This window comes from Paenibacillus dokdonensis (assembly GCF_004916975.1).
In the GTDB taxonomy this organism is placed as follows: domain Bacteria; phylum Bacillota; class Bacilli; order Paenibacillales; family Paenibacillaceae; genus Paenibacillus_AQ; species Paenibacillus_AQ dokdonensis.
The window spans coordinates 742,963-758,877 of record NZ_STGQ01000002.1 but is presented as its reverse complement, the minus strand read 5'-3'; the positions used below and the strand labels follow the sequence as shown (position 1 = coordinate 758,877).

Genomic DNA, 15,915 nt, shown 5'->3' with positions numbered 1-15,915 from the left:
TTCAAGCGCCTTGGATAATGTCACTTCATCCGCATATTCCAAATCTCCGCCTACCGGGAGTCCATGAGCAATTCGGGTAACGACAATTTCAAACGGGCGAACAAGCCGCGAAATGTACATCGCCGTTGCCTCGCCTTCGATGTTTGGATTCGTTGCCAGAATAAGCTCTTTAACGCGCTCATCACTGAGACGGGTCAGAAGCTCCTTCAGCCGGATGTCATCCGGGCCTATACCTTCCATAGGTGAAATTGCTCCCTGAAGAACATGGTAATAGCCGTCAAACTCTTTGGTGCGTTCCATGGCCACAAGATCCTTGGGATCCTGTACCACGCATATAACGGATGGATCGCGCGTTTTATCCTGGCAAATCCGGCAAGGATCGGTGTCGGTGATATTGCAGCATACGGAGCAATAGTGAAGATTACGCTTCACGCTGACGAGTGCCTTCGCAAAATCAATTACATCGTCTTCCTTCATATTCAGCACATGAAAAGCCAGCCGGGCCGCAGTTTTCGGCCCTATGCCTGGCAGTCTTGTAAATGCGTCGATCAGCTTCGCGATCGGTTCGGGATAGTACAAACGCAGGATCTCCTTCTGCCTTAAATTAGAACAAGCCCGGGATTTTCATTCCACCTGTAAACTTGCTCATGTCTGAATTGGCAATGTCATCAGCTTTAGTCAATGCGTCGTTAACAGCGGTCATAACCAAGTCTTGCAGCATTTCCACATCTTCTGGATCAACGGCTTCCGGCTTGATTGTAATGGACAGTAATTTCTTATGTCCATTCACTTCAACGGTCACCACACCGCCACCGGAGCTACCTTCTACTTTTTTGTCAGCGAGAGCTTCTTGGGCTTTCAGCATTTGTTCCTGCATTTTTTTCACTTGCTTCATCATTTGGTTCATATTATTCATAAGTATCGTCTCCTCTTAGGCTTATTGGGGTGCACTCAACGTGCGGATCAATCCTTTATGATCACGAGATCTTCTCCAAAGATTTGGAGTGCCTCATCAATCCATGGCTTTGCATTCGGGTCTTTACCTTCATGCTCATTCTCCAGCTTCAATTCCTCTTTCTGCTGGGTACCTGCGCCTTCCAGCGCCTCAGTCCAATCCTTTTGCATCATGGTGACCAAATGGTAGGGCTTGCCAAACTTGTCATTCAGCACGCCCTCAATAACCTGTTTATTCGCAGGCTTCTCCGTGGTTTCCCGGTGGATATTGTTTTTGAAAGCAACCAAAACAGCATCCTCCAGCACCGAAACCGGATCCCCATCCATAAACCAAGCGTGAACAGTGACCTTCTCTTCCTTGACTCCCTGAAGAACCTGTCCCCACTGCCGATGTACTTCCACAAATTCCGGGCTGCTCTTCTGAGCCAGAAACTGCTCCATATTGGATGGAATTTTGGCCGTAGATGATACTCTCGGTGCGGGAGCACTATGTGAAGATCGGGCGGACGCCCCTGTGGAAGCCCCAGAAGGCACAGTGCCTGTCTGTATGAGCTTCTCCAGTTTCTTCTCCAGCGCGGCAACCTGCCGCTTAAGCTGATTCACTTCATCGGGGTTTGCAGGTGCTGCAGCTTGATGCTGCGCTTGGGAATGATCATATTCTGCAGCAGCCCCTTGCGGAATACCGCAGAGCTTCAAAAGTGCTACTTCAAACAGCGTTTGCGGCTGGGAAGCATATTTCATCTCACTTTGGTAACGATTCAAGGTGTCGATCATATGGAACAGCTGTTGCCTTGAAAAGGTCGCGGCCATCTCTTTGTATTCCTCGGGATGCAGAACCCGGTCCGTCAGCTTGTCAGCATTCGGAATCATTTGAATCATCAAAAGATCGCGGAAATAGTACAGAAGGTTTTCCATGCACTTATCCGCACTTTTACCTTCCTGCATAAAATCTTCCACCATTTGCAGCACAAGACCTGCATCGCCCTTGTGAATGGCTCCAGCCAATCTGCCAAACTGCTCAGAGGCTATTCCCCCTGTCATGCTCAGCACCTGTTCATAGGATACATGACCGCCTGTAAAGGATGCAATCTGATCCAGAATGCTCAAGGCATCCCGCATACCGCCATCCGATAAGCGGGCTATATATTGAAGAGCCTCATTATCTGCTTCCATTCCCTCTTCTTGGACAATTTGACGAAGTCGCTGCGTCTGTTCCTCCAGAGAAACCCTCCGGAAGTCAAAACGCTGACAGCGTGAAATAATGGTGGCCGGCAGCTTATGAGGCTCCGTTGTTGCCAAAATAAACATGACATGCGGAGGCGGTTCCTCCAGTGTCTTTAGCAGCGCATTAAACGCTTCTGTCGTCAGCATATGCACTTCGTCGATGATGTACACTTTTTGTCTAACTTCTGTCGGCGCATATTTAACTTTCTCACGCAAATCGCGAATTTCTTCCACGCCCCGGTTCGATGCGGCATCAATTTCCTGAACGTCCATGACTGCTCCGGTCGTTATTCTCCGGCAGGATTCACATTCATTGCAGGGCTCGGCTGCTGGACCGCGTTCACAGTTGACGGCCTTGGCCAAAACTTTGGCCGCGGTTGTCTTACCGGTTCCACGCGGACCGCTGAACAGGTATGCATGAGAAACCCGCTGTTCGCGAATGGCGTTCTGCAGTGTCTGAATAATATGCTGTTGTCCAACCATGTCCTGAAACGACTGTGGCCGCCAGGCACGGTAGAGCGCTATATGTTTCACTTTGCTATACCCTCTTTCAACTTCCACTTGCGTGCGTGTTCATCGCTTCATCATTATACTATAATCCGGCGCTATACAAAACGTCTACACGCTATGGATGTATTCGCTTTTTTTAACAATCCACCCAAATAATATCGGCAGCAGGCTTCACTTTCGGTTAAAGAAAATAAAAAGCACCCTTGCCCCTTCGGGCAAAGATGCTGACATTTTATCATAAGTTATACCGTGCACCCGTTATTGATAATTGCGATCCAAGCGGCACCCCTGAGTAACAACTCGGGCTAGGCCACCCTCCGGCACAAAAGCTGACTTGCTTATGGCTGCTTCCTTCCGGACCTGACCAGATTCACAAGTGCTCATTGCGGAGGACCCAACCGTCAACATTGCACGCAGGGACCAAACCTCACATCGACAAAACCTCTAACAGGAATTCAACCTCGCTACAGCGGATTGCGAGTTACAGGGCACCGCTACCTCCCCGTCTAGCACGGTAAGGATTAGTATAGTTCATTTCAAGATAAAGTGCAACCCACGGCAAAAGTTGCCTAAAAAAAATCCCCTGTTCGCGTGGCGAACAAGGGATTTGTTGTATGCGTATTAGATACCGTATTTCTTTTTAAATCTATCAACACGGCCGCCGGCATCCAGGAATTTCTGTTTGCCTGTGAAGAATGGATGGCAGTTGGAGCAAATCTCAACGCGCAGGTCTTCTTTAACGGATCCTGTTTCAAACGTATTGCCGCAAGCACATGTTACGGTCGTTACGTGATATTTTGGTTGAATTTCTTGTTTCATGTCTTTCACCTCTTTTTGCCCTGAGTCTCATGCGTACACAGAGTTATAATGACACAATATATATATTATAACAGGGACAAACATAATAATCAATGGATTGTTGGAAACTGTTAGTCTCGCGCCAACACAGGCTTTTTCGGTCGTCTCAAGGCCTCAGGAGGCACATGGGTATAAGAACCAATGACGACATCCGGCAGTTCTTCCTGGAAGATCTCGATCATTTGCTTCATACCCAAAATTTCACCCTTAGCTGGAGAAATCAGTTCCAGATAGCTTTCCGGATCAATATTCAAATTACGCATCTGAATCAGCTTCAATCCCGTACGGCGTGCAAACTCCACCATTGCCTCAATTTCTTCCTCACGATCGGTTACGCCCGGGAAAATGAGATAGTTAATGGATGTATAGACCCCTTGGTCGGAGGCATATTTTAATGATTTTTCCACATTGGCAAGCGTATATTTACGCGGCTTGTAATAAGCGTTGTAGTGGTCATCCAGCGCACTGATTGTACTCACCCGCATTAAATCAAGACCCGCGTCAACGATACCACGGATAAAATCCGTTAGACCGGCGTTGGTGTTGATATTAATATACCCCATATCGGTAATGGAGCGGACTTCACGCATCGCTTCAATAATGATCTTGGCCTGTGTGGACGGTTCACCTTCGCAGCCTTGTCCAAAGCTGATAATGGATTCCGGTGTCTTCAGATGCTCCAGCATGATCTGAACCAGCTCTTCCACCTTTGGTTTAAAGTTCATGCGCGTCTGGGGAGCCACAAAGCCACTGTCATCCGGCTGCTCCGAAATACAGCCAAAACAGCCTGCGTTACAGGAATAGGATACCGGCACAGCTCCCTCCCAGCGATTCAAGAAGGTATTGGAGGCTGTAAGGCATTCATAACCAAGAGCACAGTTGGACATATGTTCATACAAACGGTTATCCGGATATTTCTCGGTCAGACGCTTTACACCAAGCTTAAGATCCTTTAAATCGCAATTGAGCGGATTCCACTTTTCGGGGTCATCTGAAAGACGTGCAGTCGTATAGAAACGGCCGTCCTTCCATACCACTGCGGAATATCCGAACAGCGGCAGCTTGTATTCCTTATCTGTCTTCACATATCCAGGCAGACACAGCCGGGTAAATCCTTGAGGAAGCAGAGCCCCAACGGCTTGAGCATCACCAGGTAGTGGCTGCATCTCCCCGGTTTCAGGGTCCATGCCAATAGCCCGGGTATTCGGAAGTCCCACCAGCGTGGCTCCATCCGGCAGCGGAATCAGTTCATCCTCCAAGATTTCTACGATCATATCACCACTGCGGGCTAACCCGTAGAGCGAGGGATGATCGAATACATTGCCTTTCTCATCTGCATATACCAGGTACATGATGGTTCTCCTCTTTGTTCGTAAAAGTTTAGGTCGACGGCACGGATGCTGCAGCAGGTCTTGATGTTCGGCGGTTCCCGCTGCTGCTATGGCTGCTGGACCCCTTGCTGTTCACACTGCTGACATCAAACGATGCCAAGAATTCCGCATTAGTTTTACAATCACGCAGCTTCTTTAAGAAGCCTTCGACAAAATCAGCCGATTCATTCATATTTTTACGGATCGCCCAAATGGTATCCAGTTCTTCTTTAGTTAACAGCACTTCTTCGCGGCGTGTTCCTGAGCGGCGAATATCGATGGCAGGGAAAATACGGCGTTCTGCCAGCTTACGGTCCAGATGCAATTCCATGTTGCCCGTTCCCTTAAATTCCTCGTAAATGATGTCATCCATCCGCGAACCAGTATCAATCAGTGCCGTCGCCAAAATGGTCAGGCTGCCGCCTTCTTCCACATTCCGGGCAGAACCAAAAAAGCGTTTCGGACGGTGAAAAGCAGCCGGGTCGATACCACCGCTTAGTGTACGTCCGGATGGAGGAATCACCAAGTTGTAAGCACGGGCCAGACGGGTAATACTATCCATCAGAATGACAACATCCTTCTTATGCTCTACCAGACGAAGTGCACGCTCCAAGACAAGCTCTGCCACTTTGATATGGTTCTCCGGCAGTTCATCGAACGTCGAAGCAATCACTTCACCTTTAACAGAACGCTGCATGTCCGTCACTTCTTCAGGACGTTCATCGATAAGCAGTACAAAAAGTTCAATTTCGGGATTGTTGGTAGAGATGCTGTTGGCAATTTCTTTTAAGAGGAGCGTTTTACCTGCTTTCGGAGGTGCAACGATCAAACCGCGCTGTCCCAAACCGACGGGCGCAAGCAAATCCATAATCCGGGTAGACAAATGGTTAGGGGATGTTTCAAGCACGAGCTTCTTTTGCGGAAATAGAGGTGTAAGTGCAGGGAAGTGAAGACGTTCCGCGGCTGTTTCCGGGCTTTCTCCGTTGACCGCATTAACCTGGAGCAAACCGAAGTATCGTTCATTCTCTTTTGGCGCCCGGCATTTCCCCGAGACTACATCTCCTGTTCTAAGATCAAACTTGCGGATCTGTGAGGCAGAGATATAAATATCCTCCGTACTCGGCAGGTAGTTGATCGGTCGCAGGAAGCCGTAACCTTCAGGAAGGATCTCCAGAACACCTTCCATGAACATAAGTCCGCTATGCTCTGCCTGTGCTCTCAAGATAGCAAAAATCAGCTCTTTCTTCTTCAGCTGGCCGTAGTACGGGATCTGATACTTCTTCGCAAGCTTGTACAGCTCGGTCAGCTTCAATTCTTCCAAATCGGCAATTTGCAAATCCATGTAATAACCACCTATTCAATTTTATAAGTCCAGTCAAACTATACGTTATGCAGCTTTCTATCAGTCTATGAAAATCCTCATTAGGATAGCATTACCCAAATTAGAAGGAGATATGCAATTCCACTAGAAAATAGTTGCTCCGGCGTAAACCGCCCTGCAAAATCCCCTTCAGATATATGATTTATTCTGTTTCACGCCATACGTCTGCACCCAACAGGCGCAAATTGGTTACCAGATGGTCATAACCCCGGTCGATATACTCAACACCGGTGACTTCTGTGACACCATCGGCAACAGTAAGTCCGGCAATAACCAGCGCAGCTCCAGCCCGAAGATCCGTCGCCTTCACTTTGGCAGCATTTAGCCGGCTGCGTTCTATAATGGCTGAGCGTCCTTCCACCCGGATTTTTGCGCCCATGCGAACAAGCTCAGGCACATGCTTGAACCGGTTACTGTATACAAAGTCGCTCAGCACGCTCACGCCTTCCGCCTGCGTCAACAGACTGGTCATCGGCGACTGTAAATCCGTAGCAAATCCTGGATAAATCAGTGCTTTCACGTCGACATGCTCATAGTTCGGTTGACCGAGAACACGAATGCTTTCGTCCAGCTCCTCGATACGAACTCCCATTTCAATCAGTTTTGCCGTAACCGCCTCAAGGTGCTTGGGAATGATGTTGTCGATCAAAACATCTCCGCGGGTTGCGGCAGCGGCAATCATATATGTGCCCGCTTGGATCCGGTCCGGGATAATGGAGTGACGGCAGCCGTGAAGTTCAGAAACACCCTCAATGCGGATAGTTTCCGTGCCTGCACCTTTAATCACTGCCCCCATGGAATTGAGAAGAGTTGCTACATCTATAATCTCAGGCTCTTTAGCCGCGTTTTCGATAATTGTAGAGCCTTTGGCTTTGGAAGCCGCCAGCATAATGTTAATCGTCGCACCCACACTGGATACGTCCAAATAAATTTTGGCGCCCTTCAGCTCTTTTGCGTGAAGGTGAATCGCTCCATGTTCATTTGTTACAGTAGCTCCTAACGCTTCAAAACCTTTAATGTGCTGGTCAATCGGACGAGGTTCAAAGTTGCATCCCCCAGGAAGACCGATAACAGCTTCTTTGAAACGACCGAGCATGGCTCCCATCATATAGTAAGAAGCTCTCAACTTCTTAACAGGGCCGTTAGGCATCGGTATAGACTTAATATCGGAAGGGTCGATTTTCATCTGACTGTCCTTCCAGCTGACTATCGCACCCAGCTCCTCTAGAATCTCGGCATAGACGGCCACATCACTCAGAAGCGGCAGGTTGTCGAGCACGACTTCGGACTCGGCCAAAATCGCAGCAGGTATCAGGGCAATGGCGCTGTTCTTGGCTCCGCTGATTGTTACGGTGCCATTCAGTGGGCGTCCGCCACTTATCATCAATTTTTCCATACGTTTCAGGTTCCCTCCACATACTTCGCTGCAGCAATGGTGTTAATTTTAGTGTATGAAATGGAAAAACACCGGCTAAGCGGTGTGCTTTCCATTCCAGCCTATTCGATTGGACAGACCCCGGCAGGGGCTGTCCGCTTTCTTATCAAACCACACTTAAGCTCTCTTGTGCGGCAAAGCACAGAAACAATGAAAAGCGTCTTACGCTTTGTTGTTGGAGCCGAATTCGCGGATCTTTCCAACGACAGTTGCTTTAATAGCGTCGCGACCTGGCACGATGTATTTACGCGGATCATAAGCATCCGGTTTCGCAGCGAGCACTTCGCGAACAGCTTTTGAAAACTCGATTTGGTTCTCCGTGTTTACGTTGATCTTGGATGTTCCCAAAGAAATGGCTTTTTGAATATCATGAGTAGGAATGCCTGTACCACCATGAAGAACGAGTGGAAGGTGAATTTCATTCTTGATTTCTTCCATTTCTTTAAAGCCGAGGTTTGGTTCGCCTTTGTAAGGACCGTGTACGGAACCAAGCGCAGGAGCCAGGGTATCGATACCGGTTTCTTTCACGATACGAACGCAATCTTCAAGCTTCGCGTACATTACGCCGCCGATAACATCATCTTCCTGTCCACCGACAGTACCAACTTCAGCTTCAACGGAAACACCTTTGGAATGAGCATATTCAACCACTTTTTTAGTAGTTTCAATGTTTTGCTCGATCGGGCTATGGGAATCGTCGATCATAACGGAAGTAAATCCGGCGTCGATCGCTTCTTTACATTTTTCAAAGCTGGAACCATGGTCCAAATGAATGGCTACAGGAACCGTAATTTTCATATCATGAATAAGGCCTTCAACCATTTTTACTACCGTATAGAAACCGCTCATATGACGGGCTGCACCTTCAGATACGCCAAGAATCACAGGAGATTTTTCTTCTTCCGCTGCACTCAGAATGGCTTGTGTCCACTCAAGGTTGTTGATGTTGAATTGACCCACCGCGTATTTTTCTTTAAGTGCTTTGTTTAACATGTCAGTCATAGATACTAATGGCATGGTTTCAATCCTCCTAAAGTATTTGTATTTTTCTATGGTTTTTAGCCGACTTCTCTCATTCGGAATCATTATACCACATCATGTCACAAATACTAAACAAGCATTTGAAATTAGGCTGTGCTGTATGATACATCAGGGCAAAAAAAGAATTCTGCACTAAGCAGAATTCAGGACGGGTTACCCGAATTGCACCGGGTTATGTTTAAGCTGCATGTTTACGGCAACGCGCATTTCATCGATATCGAACGGCTTGGTAAAATGCATTAAGGCGCCAAGATCGGTGGCCTCCTTGATCATGTCCAGCTCACCATAAGCGGTCATCATAATGACTTTAATGGCGGGGTTCATTTCCTTGATGTGCTTTAGAATTTCCAGCCCGTCCATTCCGGGAATCTTCATATCGAGCAAAACCAGATCGGGTGCGTCGTTCTCTACAATTTCTAACGCAATTTTGCCGTTGGCTGCCTGATACGTCGTATAGCCCTCGCTGCTGAACACTTCCATTAATAAAATGCGTATTCCGTTTTGGTCGTCAACGATCAAAACCTTTTTCTTATCCACTTCAGCAAACCTCCCAACATCAGCCTGACCAGCCTATCCATAAATCTTCATTTTTTGTCAAATCCATACTCCGCATATCCAATTAATGTTATTCGCTCCCCTGGCTACGAATTCCTGCCTCTGCGCAAAAATGAAAATAGGACCTCCGAAGAGGTCCATAAATGAAATTTATATTATAGGGATTTATGTTCAAGCGACGCTTTAACAAACTCGCGGAACAACGGCTGTGGACGGTTCGGACGGGATGTAAACTCAGGATGGAACTGTACAGCCAGGAACCACGGATGACCCGGAAGCTCTACAATTTCAACCAGACGGCCATCCGGGGAGGTACCGGAAATGCGCAGTCCTGCTTTTTCAATCATCTCGCGGTACTGATTGTTGAATTCATACCGATGACGGTGTCTTTCGTAAACCAGCTCATCATTGTAGCATTTCATTGCCAGTGAGTCATCCACAAGCTTACATGGATACAGACCAAGACGCATGGTACCACCGAGATCCTCGATATCCTTCTGCTCAGGCAGCAGATCGATGACAGGATACGGCGTAGCCGGGTTGATCTCCGAACTGTTGGCTCCTTCCATGCCAAGAACGGAACGAGCATACTCGATAACCGAAACCTGCATGCCAAGGCAAATGCCGAAAAATGGGATCTGCTGTTCACGCGCATAACGAATCGCAGAAATCTTGCCTTCGATACCACGGTCGCCGAAGCCGCCCGGAACCAGAATACCGCCGATACCATGAAGGAGATCTCCCACATTCTCATCGGTAATTTCTTCCGCGTTCACCCAGCGTACCTTGACCTCTGCATTGGAGTCGAATCCGGCATGGGAGAGCGACTCAACCACACTCAAATAAGCATCATGGAGTGCAACATACTTGCCGACAATGGCAATTTCCACTGTTTTTTCGAGCTTGTTAATCCGGTCTACCAGACCTTCCCATTCGGTCATATCCGGTTTTGGTGTGGTGAGTTTCAGGTAATTCACGACGATTTCGTCGAGACCTTCGTCACGCAGGTTCAGCGGAACCTCGTACAAGGTCGACGCATCGCGGCACTCCACAACAGCATTTTCATCAATATCGCAGAAAAGAGCAATTTTAGCCTTCATGTCTGCAGACAATTCATGCTCAGTACGGCATACGATTACGTTCGGTTGAATACCGATGCTGCGAAGTTCCTTCACACTGTGCTGAGTCGGCTTTGTTTTCACTTCTCCAGCAGCTTTAATGTATGGAATCAGCGTCACATGAATATACATGACATTCTCACGGCCGATCTCGCTCTTAATCTGACGGATCGCTTCAAGGAAAGGCAAGCTCTCGATATCGCCTACTGTACCGCCGATTTCTGTAATAACAACATCCGAACCCGCTTCACGGCCCGCACGGAATACGCGCTCTTTAATTTCATTGGTAATATGAGGGATGACCTGAACGGTACCGCCCAGATATTCGCCGCGGCGTTCTTTGCTGATAACCGACGAATACACTTTACCGGTGGTGACATTGCTGTTCTTGGACAGGTTGATGTCAATAAATCTTTCATAATGTCCCAAATCGAGGTCCGTCTCGGCTCCATCATCAGTTACGAAGACTTCACCGTGCTGATAAGGACTCATGGTTCCTGGATCCACATTCAAATAGGGATCGAATTTCTGGATCGTAACCTTTAATCCTCTGTTTTTCAGCAGCCTGCCAAGTGAAGCCGCAGTAATCCCTTTACCCAGGGAAGACACAACCCCGCCTGTCACAAAAATATACTTTGTCACTATAAAAACCCTCCTATTAAAGTCCAGTAAATTCAGGCGACATATGATGTTTAGCGTAACCCTTTTTCATGATTTCCACCCGAAAAAGAGGCTGCGCCGGTTTTATTGCTTTTTACCGTCCGCTTGAACAACAATGCGCCATTTGAAATCAAATGGCACAAAGTAGGTTATACGGCATCTATATAGAGTGAACTCTTAGCAAATCAGTCCAATCTACAGAAGCAAAACACCCTGAAAAACAGCTGTTTTTGCCTCAAAAAAACAAAAAAAGTGACACCCGTAGGACGGGGCACTTTTTATTATTTTGCGCATATTTAAATCTTAATCATAAGCCCATGCAATAGTTTACTCTGTGCCTTGTCCCCTGTCAAGAGAGAAAGGCAAACGGATTGATTTTTAGTCTTCCTCTGATTCGTCAGCGGAATCCTCTTCATCTTCATCCAGATCTTCTTCTTCATCCTCGATCTCTTCATCTTCCAAGATGCCCTCTTCTTCAACCTCTTCCTCGGAATCGTCGTCGGAATAGATATCATCATGATCCTCGTCGATGCGATCGAAATCCTCGTCGCTGTCATCCGCACTGAAGGTATCATCTTCATCAGTGAAGTCGTCATCGTCATCATCATCTTCGTCGTTGATGATACGCGGACGCTTCGCGCTTGCGATCGGATCCTCGGAGCGGTCAACCGGGTACCAGCGCTTCAATCCCCAAAGATTTGTGCCGACACAGGCAAAACGACCATCGATATTAATTTCTGTATATAGCTGCGCAACGGTATCTTTCATTTCCTCTTCCGTCAAGCCGCGAAGCTTGGCAACCTCTTTCATCAGGTCAAGATAGTAAAATGGCGTATTCGCTGCCTTCAGTACGGCAAAAGCCAAATCCACCAGAGGCATTTCCCTGATCTTTTCAGGGTCCAGCTTTAATTGGAGTGAGTTACTCACTAACGGACACTTCCTCTCACGCAATGTTCACTTATACGGAAATCTTGAAGTAGTTCAGTCCGTATAACATCCTACTTTATAACAACATATCCATTATCAAAACTAAGTAAAACCTATTTAGAAATAAATTGCAAGTTTTAATGTTGTGAACATCCTCGCAGTCGTCCAAACGAAAAAGGCAGGGTCGCCCCTGCCCATTGACTGTATCCTTCCCGAGGCAGAGCCTGCCCACCGGGAATATTGAAAGAGCCGCCTGGGACTCTTCCATTTATCTTATGTTTACGGGCTTTATTTGACATTCAGGCAGGGCCTATTTCCATAAAAAAGGGCAAGTTCCCACTCGAAGCGGCAGTCTCCCACATACAATGCAAAAGCAGGGTTCATTATGAGGGGGACTGCCCAATATGGACTACACCGGATTGATACAGATGCTGCTTGAGAGCATGGAAAGTCCCGCGCCATCCGGAGCCAAACGAATACTCACTTTTGTAAATCCCCAGCATTACGAAGCATTCCAGCAAACATTGCAGGAGCTCAAAGTTCAATATCCTGATTGGCCCGACCTGCCGTCGTCCAATCTGCTTAAGTCCGTCATGACGCCCCTGTCCGGCAGTATAAAGCATCTGGATTCTTACAAAAACCAAATTCGGGTCGAGGAAGACAGCCTTATCCAGGTGCATACGCTGGCTAACAAGGTCAACCAAGGCCCAGGCGTTCCCTATGGTGTCAAACAAATCCAAGCACCAAAGGCTTGGTCCACTTCAACCGGATACCGGGTAAAAATCGGCGTCATCGACACCGGTGCTGATTATTACCATCCGGATCTTCGTCAATCCCTGGCAAAGGGGATTAATCTGCTTAACAGGCATATGATGCCGCTCGATGACAATGGGCATGGCACCCATATTGCTGGCACCCTTGCGGCTGCCAACAGCACGGAAGGCATGATCGGCGTCGCGCCTCGGGCCACCATCTATCCGGTCAAGGCCTTCGACCATAACGGCTCGGCTTACGTGTCTGATATTATTCAGGGAATTGACTGGTGTATCCGGAACCACATGCATATCATCAACATGAGCTTCGGGATGAAAACACGCAGCAAGACCCTGCTGGATATTGTGAATAAAGCCTATCTGTCCGGCATTTCCATCGTTGCCTCCTCCGGTAATGACGGAAAACGGCGCAATATAGACTACCCCGCAAAATATCCCCAGACCATTTCAGTCGGTGCAACAGACCGTCAGCGGCGCATCGCCAGCTTCAGCAACCGCGGTGAGTTTATTGATATTTATGCGCCTGGAGACAAAATTATTTCTTCCTGGACTCATGGCAAATATCATGAAATGAGCGGCACCTCCATGGCGACATCGCATGTGAGCGGCGCTATTGCCCTGCTGCTTGCACAAAATCCTGATCTGCAGCCTGCGGAGATCAAAGCACTGCTGCTGCAAACCGCCACACCGCTGCGCACCAAAAAGGGGCAGCGGCGTTCCAGCGAAGGCTTGGAGGTTAATGCACTGAGGCTGCTAAAAGAAGGGATGAAGAGGAAGCCCTTGAATCCGCAATATTAAAAGCCGTCTCTGCTGATGCTAACAGCAGGACGGCCTTTTCTTTTTCGCTATGTGAACAAGGTCAATTCCAGAAATTACATTTGTTCCGGCGCACTCACGCCAACCAGTCTCAATACATTGGCAATGACCGTACGGACGGCTCCCAGCAAGGCAAACCGGGCCTGTGTTTGAGCGGCATCCTCAGAAATCACACGCTGCGCTCTGTAATAGCTGTGGAACAGAGATGCCAGGTCATAGACATAGCGCACCATCCGGTGAGGCGCGTAGTTTGCCGCTGCCGTGGCAATTTCTTCAGGAAGCTCACCGATTTTGCGGAGCAAATCGTATTCATGCTCGGTATTCAGCATACTTAGATCTACTTCAGCCAGCGGCAGCAGCGCAACGCCCTGTTCCTCTGCCTGACGATAGATGCTGCAAATACGGGCATGAGCATATTGCACATAGAATACCGGATTTTCATTGGATGTCGAAATGGCCAGATCCATGTCAAAATCCAGATGAGAATCCATACTGCGCATCGTAAAGAAGTAGCGAATCGCGTCGATGCCGACTTCTTCCATCAGATCTTCCATAGTTACGGCTTTGCCTGTCCGCTTGGACATCTTCACCTTTTCGCCGTTCTGGAACAGACTTACCATCTGCGCTATGAGTACCGTTAGTCTTGCCGGATCATAGCCAATCGCTTCCATAGCTGCCTTCATCCGCGGAATATATCCGTGGTGGTCGGCACCCCAAATGTTGATCAGTTGGTCATAGCCACGCTCAAATTTATTGCGGTGATACGCGATATCCGGCGTAAGGTACGTATAGGTACCGTCATTTTTTACGAGTACACGGTCCTTGTCGTCACCATAATCCGTGGTACGGAGCCAAGTTGCGCCGTCCTGCTCATACACCTGTCCCTTGGCCTTGAGTTCGTTCAGGGATTCTTCAACTAGTCCATTTTGATACAGCGAGGTTTCGCTGAACCACTCGTCAAAATTCACTCTAAACTTGCCCAAGTCGCGCTTGATCTTGTTCAGTTCCTTTTCAAGTCCATACTGACGGAAGAAAGCCGCCCGCTCTCCCGGATCCATGGACAATAACGAGTCGCCCTTCTCGGCGGCAAGCTCTTTGGCAAAGCCCTTGATGTCTTCTCCATGATATCCATCCTCAGGCATCTCAGCATTTTGGCCAAGCTCCTGCAGGTAACGGGCTTCAATGGATTTGCACAGGTTCTCGACCTGGTTGCCGGCATCATTGATGTAATACTCACGCGTCATTTTGTATCCGGCAAAATCGAGCACATTACAGAGCGCATCCCCTACGGCTGCACCGCGCGCATGACCCAAATGCAGGCTGCCTGTCGGATTGGCACTGACAAACTCCACCTGAATTTTTTGACTTTGACCGAGATTTACGCGTCCATAGTTGTCACCTTGCTCAAGAACCTGCTGTATAACGGGGTACAGGTAGCTTTTATTTAAAGTAAAGTTGATAAAGCCAGGTCCGGCAATATCCGCCTTTTCAATAGAGGCCCTTTTCATGTCGAAATGCTCTAAGATCGCCTCGGCAATCTGGCGTGGGTTTTTCTTGGCGATTCGTGTCAGCTGCATGGCTGCGTTCGTAGCCAAATCGCCGTGGGACTTGTCCTTCGGCACCTCAAGCGCAAAGACGGGCAGCTCCTCGCGGCTGACGATGCCCGCAGCAACCACTGCGTCGGCAAGAGCCTCGGTCACCAGCTGATTAATATGTTCTAATGGATTGGTTGTCATTGATTTTCCTCCTGTATATGCAAACTGATGTCGAAATGTCCTGTGCATTCCTCATAAACGTACAGATCATATGTCCAGGCAACCGTGCCTGAAAACCCGCCATCAAGGTCAACCTTGAGCGAGCTCGTCTGTGTTGAAAGATTAAATGTAGTATACGGTGAGCGGTAAAAGCCGGGCAGCATATGCCCTTCCCGAAACGTTTGTTCCGATTCCACCGCACCGTGCCGGATCATTTTCAGAATGTCCGGGGTGATCTTAAGCAGAGTCCGGGTCTTTTGCCCCTGCAGATCCACTTCCGGTTCTTCATATTTGAGATAAAGCGCGCCGCCGCGTTCGAACACTTCGGCCTCTATCTCCTGCTCCACACTCTCACCTTCTTGCCGGCTTTGAAGACGAATGCGGGCTTTTCTGGCTTCTTGCATAAGTATTCGGCTCCAATCTGTTCTTTCCTATTGTAATACTATATCCAGTTCAGTGGTTCAATTCAACAAGAAGAAACATATCGAAAATAGTATTCCGTCCCTTTTCCCTTCTGCTATTATACAGGAAAAAACGAC

At 48.2% G+C, this 15,915-nt stretch carries 14 protein-coding genes and 1 other RNA gene (1 of these 15 only partly in view); 1 reads left to right on the top strand and 14 read right to left on the bottom strand.

Translation table 11 applies throughout. The features are described from left to right. The 12 genes from recR to rpoE all read right to left on the bottom strand — a co-directional run. On the bottom strand, positions 1–579 hold the 5' portion of the coding sequence (gene recR / locus E6W40_RS21460) for a recombination mediator RecR (RefSeq protein ID WP_136607633.1). 21 nt of this gene lie to the left of the window's left edge; 579 of the gene's 600 nt are visible here — the first part of the coding sequence; the start codon lies at positions 577–579; its stop codon lies off the left edge, out of view. Between the two features lie 25 nt (positions 580–604). Further along, positions 605–916 (bottom strand): YbaB/EbfC family nucleoid-associated protein, encoded by a 312-nt coding sequence (locus tag E6W40_RS21455; protein WP_136607632.1) that lies wholly within the window; start codon positions 914–916, stop codon positions 605–607. Positions 917–963: 47 nt separating this feature from the next. Continuing rightward, complete coding sequence (gene dnaX, locus E6W40_RS21450) at positions 964–2,712, bottom strand: DNA polymerase III subunit gamma/tau (protein WP_136607631.1); 1,749 nt, start codon at positions 2,710–2,712, stop codon at positions 964–966. Between the two features lie 223 nt (positions 2,713–2,935). After that, positions 2,936–3,203: signal recognition particle sRNA large type (gene ffs / locus E6W40_RS21445), an RNA gene on the bottom strand. 106 nt (positions 3,204–3,309) lie between these two features. After that, entirely contained in the window at positions 3,310–3,507 is a 198-nt protein-coding gene (gene rpmE, locus E6W40_RS21440) for a 50S ribosomal protein L31 (protein WP_127607030.1), read from the bottom strand. A gap of 110 nt (positions 3,508–3,617) precedes the next feature. Beyond that, positions 3,618–4,898 carry a radical SAM family protein gene (locus tag E6W40_RS21435; RefSeq protein ID WP_136607630.1) on the bottom strand — a complete coding sequence of 427 codons (1,281 nt, stop codon included), beginning with the start codon at positions 4,896–4,898 and terminating at the stop codon, positions 3,618–3,620. 28 nt (positions 4,899–4,926) lie between these two features. Continuing rightward, positions 4,927–6,258 carry a transcription termination factor Rho gene (gene rho, locus E6W40_RS21430; protein ID WP_136607629.1) on the bottom strand — a complete coding sequence of 444 codons (1,332 nt, stop codon included), beginning with the start codon at positions 6,256–6,258 and terminating at the stop codon, positions 4,927–4,929. Between the two features lie 181 nt (positions 6,259–6,439). Continuing rightward, complete coding sequence (locus E6W40_RS21425) at positions 6,440–7,693, bottom strand: UDP-N-acetylglucosamine 1-carboxyvinyltransferase (RefSeq protein WP_136607628.1); 1,254 nt, start codon at positions 7,691–7,693, stop codon at positions 6,440–6,442. A 201-nt stretch (positions 7,694–7,894) separates the two neighbouring features. Further along, positions 7,895–8,749, bottom strand: coding sequence for a class II fructose-1,6-bisphosphate aldolase (gene fba, locus E6W40_RS21420; RefSeq protein WP_136607627.1), 855 nt, complete (start codon positions 8,747–8,749; stop codon positions 7,895–7,897). Between the two features lie 177 nt (positions 8,750–8,926). Beyond that, positions 8,927–9,310 (bottom strand): response regulator, encoded by a 384-nt coding sequence (locus E6W40_RS21415; protein WP_136607626.1) that lies wholly within the window; start codon positions 9,308–9,310, stop codon positions 8,927–8,929. A 173-nt stretch (positions 9,311–9,483) separates the two neighbouring features. Next, positions 9,484–11,088, bottom strand: a complete 1,605-nt coding sequence (locus tag E6W40_RS21410; RefSeq protein WP_136607625.1) for a CTP synthase — start codon at positions 11,086–11,088, stop codon at positions 9,484–9,486. 396 nt (positions 11,089–11,484) lie between these two features. Next, positions 11,485–12,033, bottom strand: coding sequence for a DNA-directed RNA polymerase subunit delta (gene rpoE / locus E6W40_RS21405; protein ID WP_136607624.1), 549 nt, complete (start codon positions 12,031–12,033; stop codon positions 11,485–11,487). Positions 12,034–12,437: 404 nt separating this feature from the next. On the opposite strand from rpoE, the gene E6W40_RS21400 reads away from it, so the two are divergent. Continuing rightward, positions 12,438–13,604, top strand: coding sequence for a S8 family peptidase (locus E6W40_RS21400; RefSeq protein WP_136607623.1), 1,167 nt, complete (start codon positions 12,438–12,440; stop codon positions 13,602–13,604). A 74-nt stretch (positions 13,605–13,678) separates the two neighbouring features. Here E6W40_RS21400 and argS read toward each other — a convergent pair whose 3' ends face one another. Next, positions 13,679–15,358, bottom strand: coding sequence for an arginine--tRNA ligase (gene argS / locus E6W40_RS21395; RefSeq protein ID WP_136607622.1), 1,680 nt, complete (start codon positions 15,356–15,358; stop codon positions 13,679–13,681). Continuing rightward, complete coding sequence (locus E6W40_RS21390; protein WP_136607621.1) at positions 15,355–15,780, bottom strand: YwiB family protein; 426 nt, start codon at positions 15,778–15,780, stop codon at positions 15,355–15,357. The genes argS and E6W40_RS21390 overlap by 4 nt, the downstream gene beginning before the upstream one ends. Between the last annotated feature and the right edge of the window lie 135 nt (positions 15,781–15,915).

Bases quoted from the DNA above. Each gene is read 5' to 3' on its own strand.
- E6W40_RS21400 (WP_136607623.1), top strand. From the start codon at position 12,438: ATGGACTACACCGGATTGATACAGATGCTGCTTGAGAGCATGGAAAGT.
- rpmE (WP_127607030.1), bottom strand. From the start codon at position 3,507: ATGAAACAAGAAATTCAACCAAAATATCACGTAACGACCGTAACATGT.
- argS (WP_136607622.1), bottom strand. From the start codon at position 15,358: ATGACAACCAATCCATTAGAACATATTAATCAGCTGGTGACCGAGGCT.
- E6W40_RS21425 (WP_136607628.1), bottom strand. From the start codon at position 7,693: ATGGAAAAATTGATGATAAGTGGCGGACGCCCACTGAATGGCACCGTA.
- rho (WP_136607629.1), bottom strand. From the start codon at position 6,258: ATGGATTTGCAAATTGCCGATTTGGAAGAATTGAAGCTGACCGAGCTG.
- fba (WP_136607627.1), bottom strand. From the start codon at position 8,749: ATGCCATTAGTATCTATGACTGACATGTTAAACAAAGCACTTAAAGAA.
- E6W40_RS21390 (WP_136607621.1), bottom strand. From the start codon at position 15,780: ATGCAAGAAGCCAGAAAAGCCCGCATTCGTCTTCAAAGCCGGCAAGAA.
- E6W40_RS21455 (WP_136607632.1), bottom strand. From the start codon at position 916: ATGAATAATATGAACCAAATGATGAAGCAAGTGAAAAAAATGCAGGAA.
- E6W40_RS21435 (WP_136607630.1), bottom strand. From the start codon at position 4,898: ATGTACCTGGTATATGCAGATGAGAAAGGCAATGTATTCGATCATCCC.